The following is a 21236-nucleotide window of genomic DNA, read 5'->3' on the forward strand; positions in this document are numbered from 1 at the left end:
TGAGACCATGACTTCACGCAACACAGCGGATTTAAAGTTCTCGATCGAGGTGATCACCTTGTCGGTCAGCGATGTCGAGCGAGCGTTGCGGTTTTACGTCGATCAAGTCGGCTTTGCGCTCGATGTCGATTATGCGCCGAACGAGTCATTTCGCGTCGTACAACTTACGCCGCCGGGATCGGCCTGCTCAATTCAGATCGGCAAGGGACTGACAAATGCGGCAGCAGGATTGGTTCGAAACATTTTCCTTGTCGTCACTGACCTTGAGGCCACGCGCAACCACCTTCTTGAAGCTAGGGTCGAAGTCGGAGAGATCATTCACAAGATACCGATTGATGCGTGGGACGGAAGTTTTGCGCCCGGACTCGACCCCGCGCGCAGGGATTATGCCAGCTTTGCCAGGTTCTCGGACCCAGATGGTAACACCTGGCTGCTGCAAGAACGCGGCTACCACAAGTCTTGAGGATGGCGCGATAGACGCTAATCGGCACGCCCGGTCGGGTGGCAGCTCGTCACCGATTAACCAGAAGCGGCGAGTTCCTCGATGCCTGCGCTGGCACCGGTGCGGCGGACATTGGCGGCGCTCTCGGTCAGCTTGCTGGGCGGGAGGGTGGTGGGGGCGTTGTCGATGGCGGTCATGGTTTGTCTTTCCGAAACGATGTCAGGTGCGGTCAGGCGGCGGCAAGGATGAGGATGAAGGCGAGGAACAGGGCCAAGGCTGTCAACTCGGCGCCGGTGAGCAGGAGTTCCTTGAGAGTCACGAAGCGCATGGGCTGCCCTCCCCTATTCGGCTTGCGGCTGGGGATTGGCGCCTATCCGCGCTGGATCAAGGAAGGCCGTGACATTCTCGGGGTGGGCGATGCCCCGAGGAAGGACTTGTACCGAGCGCGTTTTGGTGCAGATGCCCAGCCCGGCCAGCCAGGTGAACGCGGCGAGGAAGAACTCGTAGGTCAGGCTGAGCTCATAGGCGTTGCTGTCGCTGCACTGGTAGTCGGCAAAGTCAGCAAGCCGGGCGAAGCCCTCCGGCTTCACACCCCCGACATAGGAAAACCGATAATCATCGAGCCGTTGCCGAATGCCCGCCTCATTGCGGAATACCGATGACCGGTACACCACCGTGTGACTGCGGATATTCTCAGCCAGGATCATCCTGCCGAACCGCTCGGCCGTCTCGATGGTGACGCGAATGGGGGTTCCATCCTCCCCGTCGCATTGGGCGATGATCCCCGCGTCAGTGGCTGCGCTCAGCAGCAGGTTCAACTCCATGGGCTCCATAACGATCACGCTCACATCTCTCTCCTTGCGTGTGACATCCGGGTTTAAGGAGCGGCCCCAAGCGAAGCGCCGGGTGCGCGTCCTTAAATTCGGATGGCAGCCGAATTCCCCTGGGGTCCGGCGGCGTCAAAGGAGAGCGCAGCTCCCGCCGGAGGCGGCGCGGAGCAGCGCGCAGCCACGCGCAGGCGTGCCGAGTATGGCGAGCCCTGCGAGCTTCCTTGACGCCGGAGGGCACCTGGGGCACTGCCTCCTCGCCTGCCGGCGAACACAAGGACGTCCGGAGCGCGATCGGCCTGCCGATCGCAGTGAGGTCGCTTGAGAAAAGTCGCGCCGGGATCGGCCGCCAGCCCGAGACCGCTGCGGGCCGCATCAATCGGCCTCAAGGCGCTTCAACGCTCCAAGATGAAGCACGACGGCTGGACCAAGGCATTCAGGAAGGAAGGTTTTCCATCCGGCGGCCGAGCGGGAGCGATGGGCTGGCGGACGGAGCGAAGCAGGGCCTCAAGGAGCCTGCGCACGCGTAGCAGTCCGGCCAGCCGAACGCGCTCTCCCATAGCGCCGTAGTGAGGCCGGCCGGGCTGTGGGAAACAGTGACGCGGCAAAGCTGCGGGCCGTTAGAGCGAAGCGACTGTGCGAGGGAGCGTCACCCGCGTGTGCGGAGACCCGCAGGGCCTCCGCACAGAGCAAAGAGAATTCGATTCGACCGACACACTTAGATCGGTAACCGACGTTTGGAAGCGCACTTCCTAAAACAGCAAGCTTGCTGGCTCCTGTACCAGCACATTGCCTTGAGCGTCCTGGATTTCGATGGAGGCAGCCCAGTTTTGCGCGCCCGTATTTGGTCCCACGAAGAATACGCAGGTATATGCCAAATTGCCCTGGATTCGTGCCGAATACTCGCACATCTGCCCGTGAGCGATCCCATTGGCGGCACATGAGTCTACCAGTTTGGGTAGTGGTGTGGTGCTGTTATTGGCGAAGATTTCCTTAGCGCTCAGCGGCACCACTTGGCCAGACCATGAAAATGCCCTGCAAACCACTGATCCGCCCGCTGGACCGCCTTTGACATGCACTGGTCCACCTATCAACAACTTCTGCTGTGCAGACGCTGGTACAGTAAGATAAAAAACACCAAGCAACGCGACGACAAGACCTAGGACAGTCTTCATACGGATGCCCTCTGTTCAAACCAGTGAAAATCTAACACAAGTTAATGTTGTAGGAGAATCATACCGCAACTGGGGGTGTTTGATTCATAGGTGACAAGGTTCTTCATGTCAGCTTGTGTTGGAACAGCTCGATGGCCACTAATTCGGCATTCGCGTCCAACAAAAATTGTGAGCGAGTACTTCGGCGAATCCGACACGTTGATAGAAATATCTGTCACGCCTTGCCAATGTGGACGGCGAGCCAGATAGTTGGGTCCGAGGTATAGGTTACCAGGTGCGGCACACCCGCCGGAATAAGAAGGTGCTCGCCAGCAACTAACGAGCACTCCGGCGAGCCGTCGAGCTTGAGCCGGGCTGAACCCGCAAGAACCAGAACCCACTCGTCCCAACTCTGTACGTAGGGTTTGTCGGCTGGCGTGGTATGTCCTCTCGATACAATCCGCTCGATCTGCACGCCCGGTCTGTGTAGCACCTCCTCAAACAACTCGTCCTTTCCATGACTACCCTCGGCGCGCAGCAGATTGTCAGGCATTGCAGGTTCCGAGAGGCTCGATCCTAACTCCCCGTCGTTCCTAACCGCTATTAGCCCGTCAATGGGATATTCCGTTGGCGTACCCTCACTCATGGCAGCCATGGCGGCAAAACCAGCTAAAACCGCGTCCAGCGCATCGGGCGATCCAAGCATCAATCTACCCTGGGCGTCGGTGAAGTTTAGATGTCGAGCCAGACCGATCAGGATCTTCTCTCTCGTGGCCTGTTGCTCGGGCTTGCCATAACCACTGTGGGGCAGTGCCCACGTACGAAGCTGAGCCGCGGGGAAAGCCTCAACTAACATTCCCGGTCCAAAATCCCAGGGCCAAATAGGTCGTCTCGCGCGAGCGAGTAGAGTCAAACAGGCTGCCGTGAAGGCCGCGCCGCCGCGCGGCCCGTTCCACAGCGTCGAGCGTGTGTTGACGCCACGCTTCACCCAAAACCGCTCCGTTTCTCGATGTGGCTTCTTTTCGTCCGACGGTGCGATCTCTTTTGCGAGCTCCAAGAGTGCTGCACCCGAGGGGAACGGACGATCCGACATAGCGGGTAGTCTGTTAACGCGATCCAGGAGCTCAGCATGCCCACCCGTCGGCAGAAACTTGCCAGGAATAGCGAAAGGCGCATCGATGCCGGCAGCCGAGAAATCGCCTGCGCGAAGCAAATCCACTAACCTGGTGAATGGCGCCCCCTCCCCCGGCAATTCCTGAACCGGACGAATATCGCTCAGTCTTGGTGCGAGGGCGCCGACGATCGTGGCAACCCAAACTGTCGGCCTCAAGCACCGTGCCTTCCAGGGATCAGCGGCTCCCGAAAAATCTATTCCGTAATACATACGCATTCCATTGTTGGGCTGGTACTTGCTCAAGATAGCTCTTGAAACAAACTGGAGGGAAGGCCATTGGACAGCGTAAAGACCGACATCTCCAATCTCGACGACCTCGACCGTCTCTATGAGACCGTCGCGAAGAAGGGCAAGATCGATGTGATTTTTGTGAATGCGGCCTTCGTCGAAAAGACGATGACCGCCACGGCGACGCCCGAGCATTTCGACAAGACCTTCAACACCAATGCCCGCGGCACTTATTTCACCGTTCAAAAGGCGCTGCCTTACCTGAATGACGGTGCGTCGATCATCCTCGTGGCCGCGGCCGGGAAGAACAAAGGCCTCCCCGGCCGCGGCGCCTACAGCGCCACCAAGGCGGCGATCCGGTCATTTGCCCGGACCTGGACCAGCGAACTCAAGGATCGAGGGATCAGGACCAACGTGTTGAGCCCGGGTGCGGTCGACACACCCATGTTCGACGATCAGTTCCCGTCCGGAGAGGGCGCGGCCGAAGCCCGAAAGCAGATCGTCGCGATGACGCCTTTAGCGCGCCTGGCGTATCCCGATGAGATCGCCTGCGCGGCTTTGTTCCTGGCCTCGGAACTCAGCAGCTACGTCGCCGGCATCGACCTTCCCGTCGATGGCGGCCTGACAGCCATCTAACCAAGGATTTCGCGCAGAATGGCAGAGACTCTGGGATCACTCACTGAGCGTCCACTAATCCCTTGGCCTGCGCCGGCAAAAGCCTGTCAGCTTCCGGCCCCTAGTCCGACGTTGCGGTTACTCTCAATTCATTCACTGAACTTCCCATAGGCATTCGTTTTCAACATCTGAGAAGGGTCGTTCTGAAGCTAGGCCACGCAGTTGCGCTTTACCGCATGGTTCCAAATGAGACGCCGCGATCAGCTCGTGCCCCTCCCACCACTAAGAGAAATTCTCCAGCACGGCCATGAATGTATGGCGGTCACCCTGGCCTGGGGTCAGCCTCACGCGTCCCTCGATATCGGCGAGATGAACATCCATCAGATCCTGGGCCTTGGCGAGATCCTTGGCCTTCAGCGCTGCCACGATCATGCGGTGGTGGTCGGCACCGCAATCGTCCTGGTGGTCTTCCTCATAGAGGGCCATCACTAGGGAAAGCCGGGCGATGACCTTGGCAAGGACCTCGGTCAGCACGGCATTACCGGCGATTTCTGCCAATTCGATATGGAACCTGCCGGACAAGACGGACTTCGACTTCTCATCGCCATGCTGATGGATGCGGTCTTCCTCGTGAGTCAGTCTGTCCAGCGCGTCGAGTTTCTCCGGAGTGGCGCGAGCCTCCACGAGTTCCAGGATGCAGCGTTCGATGAGCCTCCTCGCCTCAAAAAGGCTTCTGGCCTGCTCGATGGTGGGCTCTGCGACGAATGTACCTCGGTTTCGTTTGCGCTCGAGCAGATGGTCGCTCTCCATCACCCCGAGGGCACCGCGGACAACCGTGCGGCTGACGCCGAAATGATCGGCTATCAGGTCTTCCATGATCTTGGTGCCCGGCTTGAGGGCTCCTTCCCCGATAGCAGTCGCCAACGTTGCCCGAATGCGTTCCGAGACGTCGTCACCACCGTCGGCCGCGTCCCCCGCAACATCGACCTTCGGTATCGCCTTCGTGTTCTGACGGCGAGTCTTCTTCATCGTTTCCTCCAGAGGGCGTCACTTCGCATCATTATATGCGTATCGATTTTTGCATCCGCAAAGCCGGACCTTCTGATTATCCTCATGAAAATGTTGGTGCGTAAGGCTCATTGCCGGCACACTGAGGCGCCAGCAACGTCTAGCAGGAGGATTGGCAGGCCGTGGCAAGGTTGTTAGGCTGCCTTGGCGATTGCCGAACCATAGGCGAGCGGAATGCCACTGCGCTTGCAGATGTCGCTGATATGGCGCCCGGAATCCCGGATGAAGGTGATCGCCTCGGCCAAGCCATAGGACTGTTGCTGGTAGGTTGGATAGCCATATCGCGAGGCCTCGTAGTCCTCCCAATTCTCGATCTCGCCTAACGCGATACGAAGCTCGTAGGCATCGATCATCGCGAGGTAGGCTTCGAGCTCATGCTCAGTAAGATCGGGGTGTCCGGCCCTCCAAACGGGGTCGTCGATCTGGATGCACTGGCGCGGGTTGGCCTCGCGCCGCTTGTCATCCGTCGATTGAGCAACTTCCAGGGACAGGTTCAGGTCGGGCCTGGCTTCGGCCAGGATCGGGATGATCGTGCCGAAGTCGACGATGCCCCCGCCGCAGGGGCGTGTCTGAAAATCGAGACCGCCGGGCGCGCGAGCCACATAGGCATCCTTGATATGGGTCTGCCGGACATAGGGCGCGAGGCGGCGGGCAGCGAAAACCGGATGCTCGCCCCTCTGCAGCATGTTCGCGGTGTCGAGTACCACGCCGACGCAATCGGCGCCGACCTTCTCGACCAGTCGGAGGATCTCGAAGGAGGTGATTTCGTCATGGGTCTCGATATTCAGATGGGTGCCATTGGCGCGGGCAATCGGCGCGAGCTTACTGAGGACCTTCTCGATGCCGCACAACTGCTCTTCCCAGGTCACATCCGTACGAAAACGGTCGACGGCGAGACGTCCGAGATAGGCCGGCTTGAAGTTCCCTGGCGAGACCCACAGCTCATGACAGCCGATCGCAGCGTTGGCTTCGATCATGCGCGCGAAACCCGCGATGATGTCACCCGCTCCGATAGCGCGCAGTTCGGGTGCCTCGGCGCTGCAATAGGGATTGATCTTGCCCAGTCCGCTCTCCAGGTAGAGACCAAGCTCATCGGCCTTCGACCGGATATCCATCAACAGGCCTGGATCCAGATCCGGGCTCATGTCGAGCGCCGTGCTGAAGAAAATACCCTTGAGTCCCAGCTCGTGGACATGGTCCAGGCTTGCCAGTGGGCCACGCTTCCTCACTTCGGGCAGTTTCTGCCCGTCGATTCCTAACTTCATCATGGTTTTCTTTCTACGGAAGGTGCCTCGTTGGCACCGTAGTCTTCGTTTGTGCCGCCGGCGCTCGCGCTACCGAAACTTCGCCAGGAACGCCGCCGTCCTTTCGTGGGCAGGGTTGTGCAGAAGCTGCGTGGGCGGCCCGCTTTCCAGGACCTTGCCCTGGTCCAGGAATACCAGCGTGTCCGCGACCTCCCGCGCGAACGAGATCTCATGAGTGACGACGATCATGGTGTGGCCCTCCCTGGCGAGGTCGAGCATGACGGAGAGGACTTCGCCGACCAGTTCGGGGTCCAGCGCCGAGGTCGGCTCGTCGAAGAGCAACAGCTTCGGCCGCATCGCAAGCGTGCGCGCAATGGCAACGCGCTGTTGTTGGCCGCCCGAGAGTTCGGACGGAAAGATGTCCGCCTTGCTCCGTAGTCCCACACGCTCCAGAAGGCTGAGAGCCATTTCCTGCGCCTCTGCCTTGCTGCATCGACGGTGAACCAGGGGCGCCGCGGTGATGTTGTCGAGCACGCTCAGATGGGGAAACAGGTTGAAGCGCTGGAACACCATGCCGATCTGCGCTCGCTGCGCTGCCAACGCCTTCTCGCCGCGTTCGAAAAGCCTGCCGCCGCGCTCTTCGTAACCAACATACTGGCCATCAACCAACAGGCGGCCTCCGTCGATCGTCTCCAGATGATTGATGCAGCGCAGAAAAGTCGACTTCCCGGAGCCGGAGGAGCCGATCAGGCAAAACACCTTGCCCTTGGAAACCGAGAGATCGACGCCGCGAAGCACGGACAGGTTTCCGAAGTGCTTGGTCACCGATTGTGCCAGTAGCATCGTCGCGGCCGCCGAGCTTTGTGGGATCGCGCTCATCTGGCGTCCCCCTTTGCAGTTCGTGCCTTGGCCGGAGGTCGGCTCACCGGCAGGAGGCGCCGCTCGAGGAAGTACTGGCCGATGGAGGCAAGCGTCGTGATCGCGAGGTACCAGATCGAGGCGACGATCAAGAGTTCGATGACCAGGAAGTTTCGGGCATAGATGTGCTGCGCCTGCGTGAGCAGATCTTCCATGCCGATCACCGAGACAATGGCGCTGGCCTTCAACATGCCGATGGCCTGGTTGCCTGTCGGCGGGATGATGACGCGGGCGGCCTGCGGCAGCACTACCACCCGCAAGGTCTGCATCGGCGTGAAGCCGAGTGCCCGGCCCGCATCCTGCTGCCCCTTGTCGACCGAGAGCAGGCCGCCGCGGATGATCTCCGCCATGTTTGCGGCTTCGTGCAACCCAAGGGCCAGAAAGCCGGCGAGGGAAGGGGTGATCACGTCATTGATAGAGATGCTGGTGTCGCCGATGGCGATTTCCGGCACGAACAAGGCAATGTTGAACCAGAAGAAGATCTGGACGATGAGGGGCACGCCCCGAAAGCACCACACGAAACCAGCCGCCAGAACCTTGAGCACGATGTTTCGACTGGTCGCCATGGCGGCAACGATGCCTCCGGCGGCGATGCCGAAGATCATCGCTACCGCGGTCAGTTCAAGCGTCAGCACGACGCCGCCGAGGATCAGCGGATCCATGAGATAGTGCGGGATCTCGGCCCATTGTACGCTCTGGCTCTGCCCGATGACCCGGGCGACCAAGATCAGAACCAAGATCGCACTGCCCCCGATGGCGATCTGGCTCCATGGGATAGTCCTGGCGATCGTCGGTGTAAGCGGCGCCCGGTTGGCTTCAGCGGCGAGGAGGGTCATGGCATCACTCCGCTGGCATGCTGGTTGCGTCGTTGACCTTGATGGTCTTAACGGCCAGTGGACCCAACCCCCACTTCTTCATGATCGTCTCATAGGCGCCGCTGTCGACCATCTGCTGCAAGGCGCCCACCACGGCATCGCGCAGCTGCGGGTTGTTCTTGGCGGTTAGCATGCCGAGATAGCCCACGGCGAGCCGTACATCTGGAAGCGCCTGCAGGCCCTTGCCGTTACCGGTCTGGTGCTCGGTGGTGTAGACGCTGGTGGCATAGCCGTTGACCGTCGCGTCGGCCCGGCCGGTGCGAACCGCCTGGAGCACGTCGGGCATCTTCGGAATGGTCAGAAGCTTGATGGGGGTTGCGCACCGTGTCGAAGCTGCTTCGACCATCCTCTCCTGAAACGTACCCACGGGCACTGCGACGGACCTGCCGCAGAGGTCAGCCATTCCCTTGATACCAAGCGGGTTTCCCTTGATCGTCATGATCGTGGTTGCGTCGAACATGTAGTCGATCACGTCGACCTGCTTCTCCAGCTCCGGATCGTCGTTGATGCCGGAAACGGTCATGTCGAAACGCTTCGAGAGGATCGAGGGCACGATTGCGGCGCCGGATCCCACGTCCGTCATCTGTACCTTGACCTGCAGGATAACGCCCAGGGCGGCCGCAAGATCGGCATCGATGCCAACGAGCGTTCCTTCGTCAGAATGAAAGCTGATCGGTGGCGTGAGATCCGTCGCTACCTTCAGAACGCCTGCAGCCTTTATGGCCGCGGGCATTGAGTCTGCGAGCGCGGGCGTGGCAACCACCCCGGCCAGCTTTAAGATGTCCACCTCGGTTATAGCTGCCGGTTTGCTCTCGTCGGCGCTTGCCGGCAACATCGTGCCGGCTGCGAAAGTGCAGAACACCGCACAGACGAGTGACGCCTTCGAAATTTTCGGTGTGCCGGTCATGGGTCCCTCTCGGATCTGTCGTGCGGAAGTCGCGTCAAAGACAAAGCAAGAGGTGTGCCAAGGTGCCCAACTCGGATAATAACATCTTGATATTGTAAGTAATTTTTATTCTCGATGAGCTCGTCCATTGATCGAATGAACATTCGAACAAAGTTTCGCAGATTCTTGCACATTAATTGTTCAGGTCGGCAATGAGATTCTGGCGGTAAGTCGTGTCCGACTCCTCCACAAATGAGGCGACACGGCTTGAATCGCCGCCAACGGTAGCCGTTCGAACGCTCAACGGCGGCGCGCCCGCACCTCAGCGCCACGATTTGATGCCATTTCGCGCCCTATTCGCAACGGTGCCTACAGATTGTACATTTCTGCTGCTTATGTTTGCACATGTTTATGCGAAACTTTTGTCGAAACTTTTCAATTTCAAACTGAAGCTAGGAGGTGATTGTAAAAAAACACGTTTAATCATAGTCACTTAGAAGATTGATTCGCTCCCTGAAGTGAAACTGGCACGCTGCTTGCTGAGAAGAAGGCATGAGCCAGACCGACACCATACGCATCGCGAGCCAGATGTTCCGCTCCCAGTGGGCGGGGACAGGCCGCCCCATGCCGTCCACTCCATTCCAGGGAACGCCCATGGCTGACAGTTCCAGGACCGCTGAACGACAGCCGCTTTTCGTGCGGGGGCTTACACACAGCTACGCCGGCACAACCGCGGTTGAGGACGTGTCCTTCGATGTCGGCGCAGGCGAGATCGTAGCGCTTCTCGGCCCGAGTGGCTGCGGCAAGTCAACGGTCTTGCGTGCAATTGCCGGCCTCATTCAACCACGAAACGGCGAGATCCTTCTTGGCAACCAGAATCTCGCGCAGGTCTCCGCCAAGGCGCGGGGCATCGGCATGGTCTTTCAGAACTACGCCTTGTTTCCCCACCTGACTGTCGCCGAGAACATCGCCTATCCCCTCGCATGCCAGCAGGTTTCCCGCACTGAGCGACGCAAGCGCGTTGAGGAGATGCTCTCGCTGGTGCGCCTCGAGGGCTATGGTAACCGATTGCCGCGCGAACTCTCCGGCGGCCAGCAGCAGCGTGTCGCCGTGGCCCGGGCGATCGCAGGGCGCCCGTCGCTGCTTCTGCTCGACGAGCCTTTCGGCGCCCTCGACCGCGCCCTGCGCTTCGACCTTCAGGTCGAGCTGCTCCACCTGCAGAAGACCTTGGGCATCACCAGCCTGATCGTCACCCATGACCAGGAGGAGGCCCAGAGTCTGGCGGGCCGTCTGGTCCTGATGAACAAAGGCCGTGTCGAGCAAATCGATACGCCCATGTCCGTCTACGACCGCCCCAAGACGCTATTCGTGAACAAGTTCATCGGGCAGGCCAACGTCCTTCAGGGGACCGTCCTGTCGGCCGACGGGAACAGCACCATCGTTGGCCTTCCCAACGAGCAGCGGCTCCTGCTTCCGCGGCGCTTGAGCTTCATCAACGGGTCTGCCGTGACGATCACCTTCCGCCCCGAGGAGGCTCGCCTGGTCACCCAGGCGAGCGAGAGTGCGCTTCCCGTTCATCTGACCGTCTCGGTCCCGCTCGGACCCTCGCTCGTTCACGATCTTGTCCTCGATGACGGCACGGGCTTGCGTACCTCGGAGGTGCGAGGCCCGTCCACACTCATTCCCGAAGCAGGTGCCCGCCTATTCGTCGAGATCGACACGGCGCGGTGTCACGTCTTTCCGGCCGAGGCCGGAAATCCCCAGTGAAGAAGAGAGCAACAGAGGTGACTGTCATGAACGATTTCAGAATGACCCGGCGTGGCTTCGGGTTCCTCGCCGCGAGTGCTGCGGCAGCCGCGATGTTCCCCATTCCCACACGCGCCGCAGGCAGCACCGCGGTGGCTGCGACCTTCCCAGGCGCCTGGGAAGATGCCTATCGGAGCGTGTTGACGCCCATGGTACAGAAGGCTGGCTATGACCTGACGATCGCGCCGGCGCTTGCCCAGGATCAGCTCGCCAAGGTGATGGCGAGCCCCGGCCACCCGCCCTATGACGCGTTGCTGATGTCGCCTGGGCAGATGGATGTCGCCATCCATAACGACCTCATCCAGAAGATCGATCCAAGCAAACTCTCGAACTGGAGCCTGCTCGACCCCTCTTTCCAGGGGGAGTACGGCCCCACCGTAACGATTGAAGTCAACGGCATCGCCTATAATCCCGACCTCGTGCCCAAGCCGCAGGGCTATCGCGACCTGTTCGAGAATCCGGCCTACAAGGGCATGGTTTCCTGGACGGGTTTCGGCTCGAACACGGCGGTCATGGCCTATACCCAGATCGCCAAGATCTATGGTTCCGGTCCCGACGACATGGATGCGGTCTTCAAGGTGTTCAAGGATCATCCAGAACATCTCAAGGGGGTCGTCGACAGCACGAACCACCAGATGACTCTATTCCAGCAGGGCGAGATCGCGGTGTTCATGTGCAGCACCGGAAACGTTGCGCATCTCAAGAGCCTCGGGCTCAAGGCCGAGTTCGCTCATCCAGAGACGGGGTCGCCGGCTGCACCCGTCAACATTCACCTGGCGAAGGGGTCGGCCAATGTCGAGGCAGCCTATGCCTACATGGATGCCGCCATCTCGAAGGCCGCTCAGGACCAGTTGAAGGAGCCGCCAACGGAAATGTTCCCGACCAACAAGGATGTTGCCCTGACGCCAGGCATCGAAGCCTATGTCACGCGTGATCAGATCCCGACGATGGTCTATCCGGACTGGGTCGCCATCAACAAGCACCGCGCTGACTGGATGCGCCAGTTCGACGCTCTCGTCGCGGGGTGAGGGCATAACCATGAAGGCGAGCGGCTTTCCCTACGTGGCTCCGATGCTGCTGCTGTCGGTGGCGTTCTTCGCAACGCCGCTCGCTGTCCTCGTCGGCTTCAGTTTTACGGGCGTTGGCGGGATCACCCTGAACAATTATGCGCGCTTCTTCAGCGATCCCTTCAACTTCCGCGTCCTCATCAACACCGCGCGACTAGGCCTGGAGACGGTTGTCGGCACCACCCTGCTCGGTGTGCCGATCGCCTTGCTCTATTGGCACTGCGGCAACACCTTCCGACAGGTCCTGATTTTCCTGACACTGATCCCGATGCTGACCAGCAATGTGGTGCGCACATTCGCCTGGATCGTCATCCTCGGACGCCAGGGGCCCATCAGTGAAACTTTGCTGGCGCTTGGGCTGACGGGCACCCCGACCAGCCTGATGTTCACCGAACTCGGTCTTGTCATGGCAATGTGCCAGATCGATCTGCCTTTAATCATCCTGCCGTTGATCGCCATACTCGCGCGCACGCCGGTCCAGCTGACGGAAGCCGCCACTGTTTCTGGCGCTGGGCCATGGCGTGTCCTGATCACCGTCTTGCTGCCATTAATGTTGCCCGGCCTGTTCGCGGGATGGATCCTGGTCTTTGCCAGCACCAGCAGTTCCTTCGTTACCCAGGCCGTGATCGGGGGCGCCCGCAACGTCTACGTTCCCCAATTGATCTATCGCGAGGTCGGAACGCTGTTCGATTGGCCTCTCGCGTCGGCAATTGCCGTGGTCCTGCTCCTTTCGACAGGCTGCCTGCTGGTTGCCCTGTCGATGATGTCTCGACACAGGAGGCTGGTCGGCCATGCTTGATCGCCGCGAAAATCCAATTCCTGGTTTCCTTTACAAGGCCTTCGTCTTCGGCTTCGGCGGCCTATGCGTCGTCTATCTCGTCGCTCCCATCGCGATCGCCCTGACGATGTCGTTCACATCGGGACAGACCCTGAAATATCCCCCGCAGGGCTTTTCCTTGCGCTGGTACGAGGCTTTGCTGGATCCCCTGAGGTCGGCGACAGAGCAGATCGCGGCCTGGAACTCCCTGAAGATCGCCGGCCTGGCCGTCTTGGTATCGCTCGTGTTCGCAATCCCGGCGACCATCGGGATGACCCGGATGCGGCGCACTACCGTCGGCGCGATCGAGCCGTTGCTGCTGGCGCCGCTTGTTTTGCCAAGTCTCGTCTATGGATTGGCTGCCCTGATCGTCGCCAACTTCATTGGTTTGCGGCCTTCGCTGTGGCTGACGGTGGCGGGCCATGTCGTTGTCTTCGGCCCGTTGATGTATCGGGCTGCCTCCGTCGTCGCGCAGGGGATCAATCCGTCACTCGCGGAAGCCTCGACGACACTTGGCGCCAATTGGTTCACGACCCTCAGACGGGTGACCTTGCCTCTTCTGATGCCGGGAATCCTGGCGGGCGCCTTCCTCGTCTTCATTCAATCCCTGGACAATGTCTCGGTGTCCCTATTCCTGGCGGACGCCCAGACCACCGTCCTGCCGCTGCGTATGTTCGCGCTTATCGAGGAGTCCCTTGATGTGCGGGTGGCAGCCATTTCCGGGATTCTGATCGCGGTCACGCTCGTCGGACTTGTTGTTGCACGACGGGTTCTGGCCCCGCCAAGAAACGCCTGATGCACCGACACACCCAAGAAGATCGCCAAACGCCACAAGGACCTTCATCGTGAATATCCATCAGTCGAACGCGGCCGCCCGGCGCATCGGTTCACTTCTTACCGATTTCGCACCTGACTTTGAGTTTTCGGCGCCCCTTCCGCTACCCGTCGATGAGTTCGAAGAACGACTGCGCCGAATTCGGCGGCAGGCCGTTGAAGCAGGCCACGATGCCATCCTCATACATACCGGCGGGGTGGGCTGGTTCCACACGTCAAACGCCTATCTGCGCTATATCTGCGACTGGATGCGCGAAGGTGTTCTGATCATCCCGACCGACGCCGACAAGGCCATTGTGCTCCTCTCATTCTTCACCCAGTCCGTCCTCCTTCCGCCGGGAGGTGAGCCGGTTCTGGTGGACGAGATCTGGCAGATCGGCCCCATTGGACGGGAGTATGCTGATCGACCCGGCGATTCCGTCGTCAAGACGGCGGAGAAATGCGCGGCCATTCTTGGCGACCTCGGCCTGGCAAAAGGGCAGATCGGCAGGATCGGCGATCGAACTTCATTGACTTTCTGGGCCGGCCTCGAGGAGCTTCTGCCCAAATGCAAGTTTGTCGCCGACAACGGCATTCTCGATCGTATGCAGAAGGTCCGCTCGCCGCGCGAGATCGAGATGTTTCGCGCGGCAGCGCAACTCATCAGCATCGGAACCCAGGCCGCCTATCACGTCATACGACCCGGCGTGACCGATCACGAGATCTATGCCGCCTTCACCCATGCCCAGCTCGCTCTCGGGGGAGAAACCGGGGACGGCTACCAGATCGGCATCAACGAGTTTGGAACACATTGCGGCAAGCCCTACGGCCATGTCGTCCGGCCGGGTGATCTGATCAATCTCTATATTTCTAACGTGACCTATCGCGGCTACACGGCGCAGACGGCGCGGATGATAGCTGTCGGAACCATCACCCCCCACCAGGACGATGTCCTGGCGGCTTGTCTCGACGGCGTCCGGCGCGCCGAGAAGCTGATCAAGCCGGGCGCTCTGATGCGGGACGTCAACAACGCCGCCTTCGAACCCTATATCGAGCGTGGTTGGCTGGCATCGGCGGAAGCGCGCACCATGCCCTACAACTGGTCTGCCATGCCGGGAGGCGAGGCGCGGTTGATTCCACAGCAATATGTCAAGGATGTCGATTGGGAGGCGCAGGGACGCAGGCTCATGCACGTCTATCCCGCCACCTACGGGCCCCACAATCCAAACCTCGGACACTCAATAGGCATGGCCGGAGCGCAGAACAGCTTCAACATATCCTCGCACAATTACGATCGGCTGGAGGAGGGGATGGTGTTTGTGCTCCACACGCAGTGGCTCGAGCCACAGGCCGCAGGTTGCAACATCGGCGATTGCTACGTGGTGACCAAGGATGGCTTTGAAAACCTAAGCCGCCATACGCCTCTGGAAGTCTTCCGCGTGGCGGAGGCGTGATGTGAACGACGCTGCCGCACATATCCACTTCGATTTCGCCAAGCTGTCTGCGCGTGAAAGATACAAGTTGCTGATTGGCACAGTGATCCCGCGCCCAATTGCGCTGGTCACCACAATGAGCAAGGCCGGACGGGCCAATGCCGGTCCGTTTAGCTTTTTCAATGTCCTCACACACGACCCGGCCATTGTCGCGATTGGCGTCGAGAACTATTCCGACATGAGCTTCAAGGATACGGCCCGCAATATCCGGGAGACGGGCGAGTTCACCGTCCATATCGTCGACCACGCTTTGGTTGAACACATGGAAGTGTGCGCGATAAAATTCGGACCAGATGTAAACGAACTCGTAGAAGCCGGGCTCGCGACCGCGGCAGGTCAGATGGTGCGAAGCCCACGAATTCTGGCGGCGCCAGCCGCACTCGAATGCCGTCGACACACGACGTTGCAGGTGGGACCCGCGCGCGAGATCATTCTGGGCGAAGTTCTCGGGATCCACATTCGAAGCGAGGTGGTCAATCCAACCAATCTGCATGTCGACCAGGAGCTGATGGACGCGGTCGGGCGGATGGGAGGGTATAGCTACGCCCGGACCCGCGACCAGTTCGAGATCAAAACGTTGACCGAGGAGGAGTGGCGCGCGCGCAAGGCGGCGATCGAAGTCGTCTTGGAGGGGTAAACTAGCCTTGGTTAGGAACCGGGTATCGGACCAGGCATGTTGCTATGACGGCCGGCCTACTTTGACGCTCCAAAGCGGGTATTGAGGCTGCCCGCCAAGAGTCAATCTCGACCTTTCGCCCAGGCGAAGCAAACGTCCCCTTTCGGCCCCTCGAACAGCAGAAGCCGTCAGTCAGCTACCGGCCCCGACGCTGAATTTCTCACTGCAATAGTTCTCTTCATTGGCCACTCAGGCCAAAGGAGAACGAAAATGGGCATTTCACAGTATGACCCCGGCGCCAAAGGAAGGCCGGCTTGGAATGCGGGCCAGCAGGTTGGAGCCAAGAGAGCACTGAAGGTGCGACAGATTTGGGCGATCCGCTTCTTCCTGGATCGCGAAGGTCGTATGCGGGATCGAGCGCTCTTCGATCTCGCGATCGACAGCAAGCTGCGAGGCTGCGACCTGGTCAAGATCAAAATTGGCACACTTGTTGCCGGATCGCAGGTTCGCGCCAGGTCGATGGTGATCCAGCAGAAAACTGGACGACCGGTGCAATTCGAGATCACTACGGATGCAAGGGCAAGTTTGCTGGCTTGGCTCGAGAGGCGAGGAGGTACGGTGGACGACTTCGCTTTTCCTAGTCGCGTCGAGTCAAACGGGCATTTGAGCACCCGACAGTACGCCCGGCTGGTCGATGAATGGGTGTCCGCAATCGGCTTGCGTAAAGAGGAGTATGGCACACATTCACTGCGCCGGACGAAGGCGTCGATGATCTATAAGGCGACAGGCAATCTCCGAGCGGTGCAAATCCTGCTTGGTCATACCAAGATCGAGAACACGGTTCGGTATCTTGGTGTCGACGTCGAAGACGCACTGGAGCTGGCCGAGGCAACTGAAATTTGAATACCAACGGCCTCACCAAACCGGCGAGGTCGCAGGTTGCAATGCGCCACATCGGCCATTGAATGACGAGCGTTCGGACTCATACACTCACAATCACGAGACACGCTCGATCTTTGGCGGCTGCCATGAGCCGTCCGTGATTGGCGCCTTACCCCAATAGGCGCGGATATAAAGCGAGAAGGTCCCATCCGGTGCGGGAATCCAATTGGCCTCCTTGTCGGCACCGGGTGACTTTGCGGCAATGTAAAGTGTTAGCGAGCCATCGGAATGGCGGTTGAGCGTCTTGTTCTTGGTGCCGAGCGAATACCGCTTAAGATCATTTGCGTGGAACAAGTGCTTGTCATTGTAGAGGGTTAGTGACCAAAACCCGTCGACGGGAGGTTCTTGCCCAGCAGAGAAAGTCACGGCGTAGCTCTGGCTGCCGGTGAGCTGTTGACCCGACGCATCGTAGTCCGTGTAGAAATACTGAGTTTCATTGGGCCGGTTATCGAACATGTTCGATTTCGACGTGCCAGTCCTGTTGAAGTAGTCAAGCCCGAACTGGGCATTGTTCGTCGAACGGTTCCAACCATTGCCGGCTGGGCGCCCGTTGTGCTTCCATTCGAAGAAGGGTTTGATGACTTTGGCTTCCGTCTCGATCGCGGCATCGAGCAGCACCTTCTTCAGGTCCGGATCTCCGGCGGCCGAGTCGAGCAGAAGCCTAAACTGTGCATACATAGCTTCTTCGCCTGGGAGGGGATCGACGATTTCGATCGCTTGCGGAAGCTGATCGAAGAATTTCTCTGGGACCACCCATTTCGTCTCTTCGCCGCTCGACGCCGGCCCTTGGATATCGGGGACTTTCTTCCATTCGATCGTCTTCATCTCCCCAGTGAATTCCGTCAGAGGATAGGCGACAATCTGGTTGATGATCGATTGGATCGCCCGCCTGTCTTCCGGCGTGTCATCCTGAAAAACGCGCGGAATTGCGTTGGCAAGCGAGGTGGAGGCGCGGATGACCTCGGTAATGCCAAAGGGCTTTAGGCCCTGCCACCTTGGGCCGGCGAGAAGGTAGAAGCCCTGTTGGGAGCCGTACGGCTTTCCAAGATGGCCGAATTGGTCCGTGCGCGCATCATACAGTGCGTACACCCAGAATCGGTCGCCGAAATCGGGAACTTGAATGACCACCGGCTCCTCATCGAGCGAGAAGAAGCCGAGGCCATAGACGACATCTTGATTTGGACAAGTGACGAAGGTCTCCGACGGCTCGATATAGTCATCCAGCATGGCTATCTGTCCACGCGGAGCCGCCGGCAAGACGCCATTGAGATGACCTGGATGAGGTGCCTGGGTGATGGCCGTCCTGCGGTTGATCATGTTGATGATGGGCCAGCCCCAGATATAGGCCATCTGAGCGATCGTGCGGGCATAGTCCGGATGCATGATCACGCCGGGCGTCGGCAACGCCAGCTCCTGAGCGGATGCCATCGATGTCGAAAGCAAACTGGATCCAACCAGCGTCGCCGCTGGCGCGGCCATGCCGCCAATCGCGGCGAGAGAGACGGCGCCGAAACCTCCTCTCATGGCATCGCGGCGCGTGAACTGAGAGACCTGTCCTGACATGGCGAAAACTCCCATTGGTAATGTTGTGTTGTTTGGCCGAACGCAGGAGCGAGCCTACGATGCACCCGTTCGATCGATCATTTCACTTTGACGAGGTCGTCGGGTTTCCAGGTCTGGTCGTAGAATTCCGTTCCCGTTCCATAGAGGCGTACCGTCGCCAAGAAATTGCGACCGGGGACCGTCTGGATAAAGTTCGATTGCGGTGCATCGGCCGGCTTGATTGCGCCGAACCATAGGTCGATTGAGCCATCCTCGTTCTTGGCGACCTTGTTGAAGCCATTGATCGACGGCAAAAGCTGCGGCGTCTCCGGCATCGTTCCATCGGTGATGTCGTAGGCCGTGACGGCCCAGAAAAGCTTGGCCGGCGGGTTCGGTGGCAAATGCAGCTTGTATGCCTTGGAACCATCGAGGAAGTCGCCATCGGCATCCCGAACGGTGGTGGGATATTTCGAGCCGGCATCGATCGTACGCATCACCATGGCTGGAGCCGTCGAATAGGCGACCTGGAAGTAGGTCGCCCGCTGGTTCACATCCAGATAGCTGTCCTGCAGCCATTCAGCCGTCGCACCGCCCCATACGTTTTCGTACTGTCTATCCTTGTAGTAGCGGGTGCGCCCGTCAGGCCGTTGGAGCTGGCGGGTCGCCATGATCATTCGAGGGGCTGTCTCGACGGCTTTTTTCAAGAGTTCCTGCTGTTTCGCGCTTGGCTCGAAGGCTTGCCCCTTGATGATGCCAATCGAGGAGAGGATTCCGCGCACTTCAGGATCGATGGCCGAGATCGGTTCGTAGTCGACGAAGGTCTTCAGCTTTGTCCAGAACGTATTGTCGATCGGATACATCATGTTGATGCGCCTGCCGCTGCCGTTTGGAAACTCCATCGGCTTGACGTCTTTCTCCATTGCCCAGAGCGGATAAATGCGCGTTTGCTCGGCCAGGGCGACGGCTGGTGCGGGGTCGGGACCGTTCTCGCCCTTCCCCATGATCGTGCGGAAGAACAGGAAGACGTTGTAGGTCGGCGACTTGAAGACGTAGTAGCCCTTGGGTACCTCGCCGTCATAGCCAGGTGGAAGGAGGAGATAGAGCCCTCCACGTGCGCGATCCGGACCGACTGCACCGACATCCGTAATCGTGCGCTGGAAAAAGTCAGTGAACATGCCGATGACATTGGGTGGTGCGGCGACGACGAGAGGTCCGGTCTCCTTCAGGTCGAGATAGTTCATGGAATAGATGACATCGGCGTTCGGCGTCGGCACCCAGGTACGGCTATCCATTCGATCCTTCCAGATCGGCAGGACATTGTAGCCTTTGCCGAAAGCTTCCTCGGAGCCATCCCGCATGCCGATGACATTCAGGGCCGGCAACATGTCGAAGTAGACCTGGATCGCGCGCTGATAGTACAGCTCGTCACGCAGGGACTCAGCCTCGCTCTGGGAAAGCCACTGGCCGTTGTTGAGTTGCTTCACAAGTGGCGGGGCCGGCGATTCCTGAGCCCCAGCCATCGGTATCGAAAGAGCAACCAGCAAGGCGGCTGCCGCAGTCCGAGTGGGAAATTGGATTGCCATCTCTTTCCTCCATGCCGAGCCAGAACCCGCAGGCTCTCAAGTTTTCTGGAAAGATAGGCGGTCCGGCCACTGCGTCTATGCGATGCGTGCCAATTACATCCACTCATCCTGGCGGCGCTGCATCAATGCTAATCTCGTTACCTTTGGCGTCTCTCTGAACAGATGCTGATACCAAGCGGCCATGCGATGCTCGTCGTGGATACCCCATCGGTCCGCGATCGCGGCGATCGAGTCACTATGGGCTTCCGGGCGGCAGAGATCTCGCCGAATTCGGTGCAGGCGGCAGCGTCGAATATGATGATCCGGGGTCTCGTCGATGAATTCGCGAAAGACGCTCAGGAGGATTTCGGGCGAGGTTTCGGCTGCCTGCGCGATACCATCGAGCGTGATCGCGGCTGAGAGGTTGCGAAGGATGAACGCCAGCGCTCGACCAAAGATTTCCCCGCGATCCCTCGAGGAGATCCCGCTGTATCCGATCGTCGGATTGAAACAATAATGCTCAAGCAGGGCCCGTAGCATTACGCAGCCTAAATCACTTCCATGAGTGGCGCCGGGGTCATCGCGATGGAGGGCATCGGCGCTCGAGCGTAGTGACTGAAGTGGCTCGGCCGACAGTGGCAAACGATGGAAGCCGGTTGCCTGGACTATGTGGTGATCGAAGGAAATGCCGAGCCTTGACGCCTCTTCCTGCAGTCGATCTGCTGATAGTGTCGCCGCAAGTAGGAGAGTCGGGCCGGTGAATAGTGCGTCGAAGGCATGTCCCGCCTGGACCGCACCGACGACACCTTGCTCGACTTCATTCAGCCAGAGACGCGACCCAGGGCCGAATCTCAGACCCATCACCAGCGAAATGCCATCCCGAGAGAGTGTTCCGCGGATCACCACACGGCTGTTGATGAGAGCCGAACTGAAGATGATGCCATCTCTTGCCCCAAACGCCAGACTTCCGCGTACTGGCGAGCGCTGCATCTGGATTGCTTCCACGCCACTGCCGAGGACGAGATTGTCAAGGTCCTCAATGCGGAGGACGTCAAACCGTTGCCAGAAAGGGGCCGCTTTGATCGTCTCCGACAACGCTCAGCTCCCTGCGCCGCGATAACCAAGCGGTAGGCCGCAAGGACCTTCC

The 21236-nt window shown here is 59.6% G+C and carries 19 protein-coding genes and 1 pseudogene; 9 read left to right on the forward strand and 11 right to left on the reverse strand.

The genetic code is table 11. The features are described from left to right. Nucleotides 1-7 precede the first annotated feature (7 nt). Entirely contained in the window at nucleotides 8-463 is a 456-nt protein-coding gene (locus ACMDCR_RS24570; RefSeq protein ID WP_413989141.1) for a VOC family protein, read from the forward strand. 320 nt (nucleotides 464-783) lie between these two features. On the opposite strand, the gene ACMDCR_RS24575 is transcribed toward ACMDCR_RS24570, so the two are convergent. The 3 genes from ACMDCR_RS24575 to ACMDCR_RS24585 all read right to left on the reverse strand — a co-directional run bounded on the left by ACMDCR_RS24575 (nucleotide 784) and on the right by ACMDCR_RS24585 (nucleotide 3840). Further along, nucleotides 784-1290, reverse strand: coding sequence for a hypothetical protein (locus ACMDCR_RS24575; RefSeq protein ID WP_413989142.1), 507 nt, complete (start codon nucleotides 1288-1290; stop codon nucleotides 784-786). Between the two features lie 731 nt (nucleotides 1291-2021). Then, on the reverse strand, nucleotides 2022-2444 hold the full coding sequence (locus ACMDCR_RS24580) for a hypothetical protein (protein WP_413989143.1): 423 nt from the start codon (nucleotides 2442-2444) through the stop codon (nucleotides 2022-2024). 214 nt (nucleotides 2445-2658) lie between these two features. Continuing rightward, the gene (locus tag ACMDCR_RS24585) at nucleotides 2659-3840 is read right to left on the reverse strand and encodes a DUF429 domain-containing protein (RefSeq protein ID WP_413989144.1); all 1182 of its coding nucleotides are present in this window, start codon (nucleotides 3838-3840) and stop codon (nucleotides 2659-2661) included. 33 nt (nucleotides 3841-3873) lie between these two features. Between ACMDCR_RS24585 and ACMDCR_RS24590 the strand changes: the two genes are divergently transcribed. Beyond that, nucleotides 3874-4461 carry an SDR family NAD(P)-dependent oxidoreductase gene (locus tag ACMDCR_RS24590; RefSeq protein WP_413989145.1) on the forward strand — a complete coding sequence of 196 codons (588 nt, stop codon included), beginning with the start codon at nucleotides 3874-3876 and terminating at the stop codon, nucleotides 4459-4461. A gap of 261 nt (nucleotides 4462-4722) precedes the next feature. On the opposite strand, the gene ACMDCR_RS24595 is transcribed toward ACMDCR_RS24590, so the two are convergent. The 5 genes from ACMDCR_RS24595 to ACMDCR_RS24615 all read right to left on the reverse strand — a co-directional run bounded on the left by ACMDCR_RS24595 (nucleotide 4723) and on the right by ACMDCR_RS24615 (nucleotide 9452). Beyond that, nucleotides 4723-5469: a GntR family transcriptional regulator gene (locus tag ACMDCR_RS24595; protein ID WP_413989146.1), complete on the reverse strand. Its 747-nt coding sequence runs from the start codon at nucleotides 5467-5469 to the stop codon at nucleotides 4723-4725. A 173-nt stretch (nucleotides 5470-5642) separates the two neighbouring features. After that, on the reverse strand, nucleotides 5643-6773 hold the full coding sequence (locus ACMDCR_RS24600) for a sugar phosphate isomerase/epimerase family protein (RefSeq protein ID WP_413993711.1): 1131 nt from the start codon (nucleotides 6771-6773) through the stop codon (nucleotides 5643-5645). Between the two features lie 69 nt (nucleotides 6774-6842). Further along, nucleotides 6843-7631, reverse strand: a complete 789-nt coding sequence (locus ACMDCR_RS24605; protein ID WP_413989147.1) for an amino acid ABC transporter ATP-binding protein — start codon at nucleotides 7629-7631, stop codon at nucleotides 6843-6845. After that, nucleotides 7628-8506 (reverse strand): amino acid ABC transporter permease, encoded by an 879-nt coding sequence (locus ACMDCR_RS24610; RefSeq protein WP_413989148.1) that lies wholly within the window; start codon nucleotides 8504-8506, stop codon nucleotides 7628-7630. Before ACMDCR_RS24610 ends, ACMDCR_RS24605 begins: the two co-directional genes overlap by 4 nt. A gap of 4 nt (nucleotides 8507-8510) precedes the next feature. Continuing rightward, a complete protein-coding gene (locus tag ACMDCR_RS24615) occupies nucleotides 8511-9452 on the reverse strand; it encodes an ABC transporter substrate-binding protein (protein ID WP_413989149.1) in 942 nt (313 codons plus the stop codon). 603 nt (nucleotides 9453-10055) lie between these two features. Here ACMDCR_RS24615 and ACMDCR_RS24620 point away from each other — a divergent pair. From ACMDCR_RS24620 to ACMDCR_RS24650, 7 genes and pseudogenes are all read left to right on the forward strand, one after another. After that, nucleotides 10056-11202, forward strand: a pseudogene (locus ACMDCR_RS24620) (ABC transporter ATP-binding protein); the annotation flags it as partial. A 22-nt stretch (nucleotides 11203-11224) separates the two neighbouring features. After that, the gene (locus ACMDCR_RS24625) at nucleotides 11225-12265 is read left to right on the forward strand and encodes an extracellular solute-binding protein (RefSeq protein ID WP_413989150.1); all 1041 of its coding nucleotides are present in this window, start codon (nucleotides 11225-11227) and stop codon (nucleotides 12263-12265) included. Nucleotides 12266-12275: 10 nt separating this feature from the next. Further along, on the forward strand, nucleotides 12276-13103 hold the full coding sequence (locus tag ACMDCR_RS24630; RefSeq protein ID WP_413989151.1) for an ABC transporter permease: 828 nt from the start codon (nucleotides 12276-12278) through the stop codon (nucleotides 13101-13103). Then, a complete protein-coding gene (locus tag ACMDCR_RS24635; RefSeq protein ID WP_413989152.1) occupies nucleotides 13096-13917 on the forward strand; it encodes an ABC transporter permease in 822 nt (273 codons plus the stop codon). Before ACMDCR_RS24630 ends, ACMDCR_RS24635 begins: the two co-directional genes overlap by 8 nt. A 49-nt stretch (nucleotides 13918-13966) precedes the next feature. Beyond that, nucleotides 13967-15388 (forward strand): M24 family metallopeptidase, encoded by a 1422-nt coding sequence (locus ACMDCR_RS24640; protein WP_413989153.1) that lies wholly within the window; start codon nucleotides 13967-13969, stop codon nucleotides 15386-15388. 1 nt (nucleotide 15389) lies between these two features. Then, a complete protein-coding gene (locus ACMDCR_RS24645) occupies nucleotides 15390-16064 on the forward strand; it encodes a flavin reductase family protein (RefSeq protein WP_413989154.1) in 675 nt (224 codons plus the stop codon). A 249-nt stretch (nucleotides 16065-16313) separates the two neighbouring features. After that, on the forward strand, nucleotides 16314-16946 hold the full coding sequence (locus ACMDCR_RS24650; RefSeq protein WP_413989155.1) for a tyrosine-type recombinase/integrase: 633 nt from the start codon (nucleotides 16314-16316) through the stop codon (nucleotides 16944-16946). 93 nt (nucleotides 16947-17039) lie between these two features. Here the strand turns inward: ACMDCR_RS24650 and ACMDCR_RS24655 are convergent, their stop codons facing one another. The 3 genes from ACMDCR_RS24655 to ACMDCR_RS24665 all read right to left on the reverse strand — a co-directional run bounded on the left by ACMDCR_RS24655 (nucleotide 17040) and on the right by ACMDCR_RS24665 (nucleotide 21184). After that, nucleotides 17040-18548, reverse strand: coding sequence for a DUF1254 domain-containing protein (locus tag ACMDCR_RS24655; RefSeq protein WP_413989156.1), 1509 nt, complete (start codon nucleotides 18546-18548; stop codon nucleotides 17040-17042). A 77-nt stretch (nucleotides 18549-18625) separates the two neighbouring features. Next, nucleotides 18626-20110, reverse strand: coding sequence for a DUF1254 domain-containing protein (locus ACMDCR_RS24660; RefSeq protein ID WP_413989157.1), 1485 nt, complete (start codon nucleotides 20108-20110; stop codon nucleotides 18626-18628). Nucleotides 20111-20203: 93 nt separating this feature from the next. Beyond that, a complete protein-coding gene (locus ACMDCR_RS24665) occupies nucleotides 20204-21184 on the reverse strand; it encodes a helix-turn-helix domain-containing protein (RefSeq protein WP_413989158.1) in 981 nt (326 codons plus the stop codon). Nucleotides 21185-21236: the final 52 nt, after the last annotated feature.

Origin of the sequence: Labrys okinawensis (assembly GCF_047345005.1) — a bacterium.
Classification (GTDB): domain Bacteria; phylum Pseudomonadota; class Alphaproteobacteria; order Rhizobiales; family Labraceae; genus Labrys; species Labrys okinawensis.

What these genes read in the sequence shown, in the direction of transcription:
- ACMDCR_RS24570 (WP_413989141.1), top strand. Translation starts at nt 8, where the DNA reads ATGACTTCACGCAACACAGCGGATTTAAAGTTCTCGATCGAGGTGATC.
- ACMDCR_RS24580 (WP_413989143.1), bottom strand. Translation starts at nt 2,444, where the DNA reads ATGAAGACTGTCCTAGGTCTTGTCGTCGCGTTGCTTGGTGTTTTTTAT.
- ACMDCR_RS24595 (WP_413989146.1), bottom strand. Translation starts at nt 5,469, where the DNA reads ATGAAGAAGACTCGCCGTCAGAACACGAAGGCGATACCGAAGGTCGAT.
- ACMDCR_RS24600 (WP_413993711.1), bottom strand. Translation starts at nt 6,773, where the DNA reads ATGAAGTTAGGAATCGACGGGCAGAAACTGCCCGAAGTGAGGAAGCGT.
- ACMDCR_RS24605 (WP_413989147.1), bottom strand. Translation starts at nt 7,631, where the DNA reads ATGAGCGCGATCCCACAAAGCTCGGCGGCCGCGACGATGCTACTGGCA.
- ACMDCR_RS24610 (WP_413989148.1), bottom strand. Translation starts at nt 8,506, where the DNA reads ATGACCCTCCTCGCCGCTGAAGCCAACCGGGCGCCGCTTACACCGACG.
- ACMDCR_RS24615 (WP_413989149.1), bottom strand. Translation starts at nt 9,452, where the DNA reads ATGACCGGCACACCGAAAATTTCGAAGGCGTCACTCGTCTGTGCGGTG.
- ACMDCR_RS24625 (WP_413989150.1), top strand. Translation starts at nt 11,225, where the DNA reads ATGAACGATTTCAGAATGACCCGGCGTGGCTTCGGGTTCCTCGCCGCG.
- ACMDCR_RS24630 (WP_413989151.1), top strand. Translation starts at nt 12,276, where the DNA reads ATGAAGGCGAGCGGCTTTCCCTACGTGGCTCCGATGCTGCTGCTGTCG.
- ACMDCR_RS24635 (WP_413989152.1), top strand. Translation starts at nt 13,096, where the DNA reads ATGCTTGATCGCCGCGAAAATCCAATTCCTGGTTTCCTTTACAAGGCC.
- ACMDCR_RS24650 (WP_413989155.1), top strand. Translation starts at nt 16,314, where the DNA reads ATGGGCATTTCACAGTATGACCCCGGCGCCAAAGGAAGGCCGGCTTGG.
- ACMDCR_RS24655 (WP_413989156.1), bottom strand. Translation starts at nt 18,548, where the DNA reads ATGTCAGGACAGGTCTCTCAGTTCACGCGCCGCGATGCCATGAGAGGA.
- ACMDCR_RS24660 (WP_413989157.1), bottom strand. Translation starts at nt 20,110, where the DNA reads ATGGCAATCCAATTTCCCACTCGGACTGCGGCAGCCGCCTTGCTGGTT.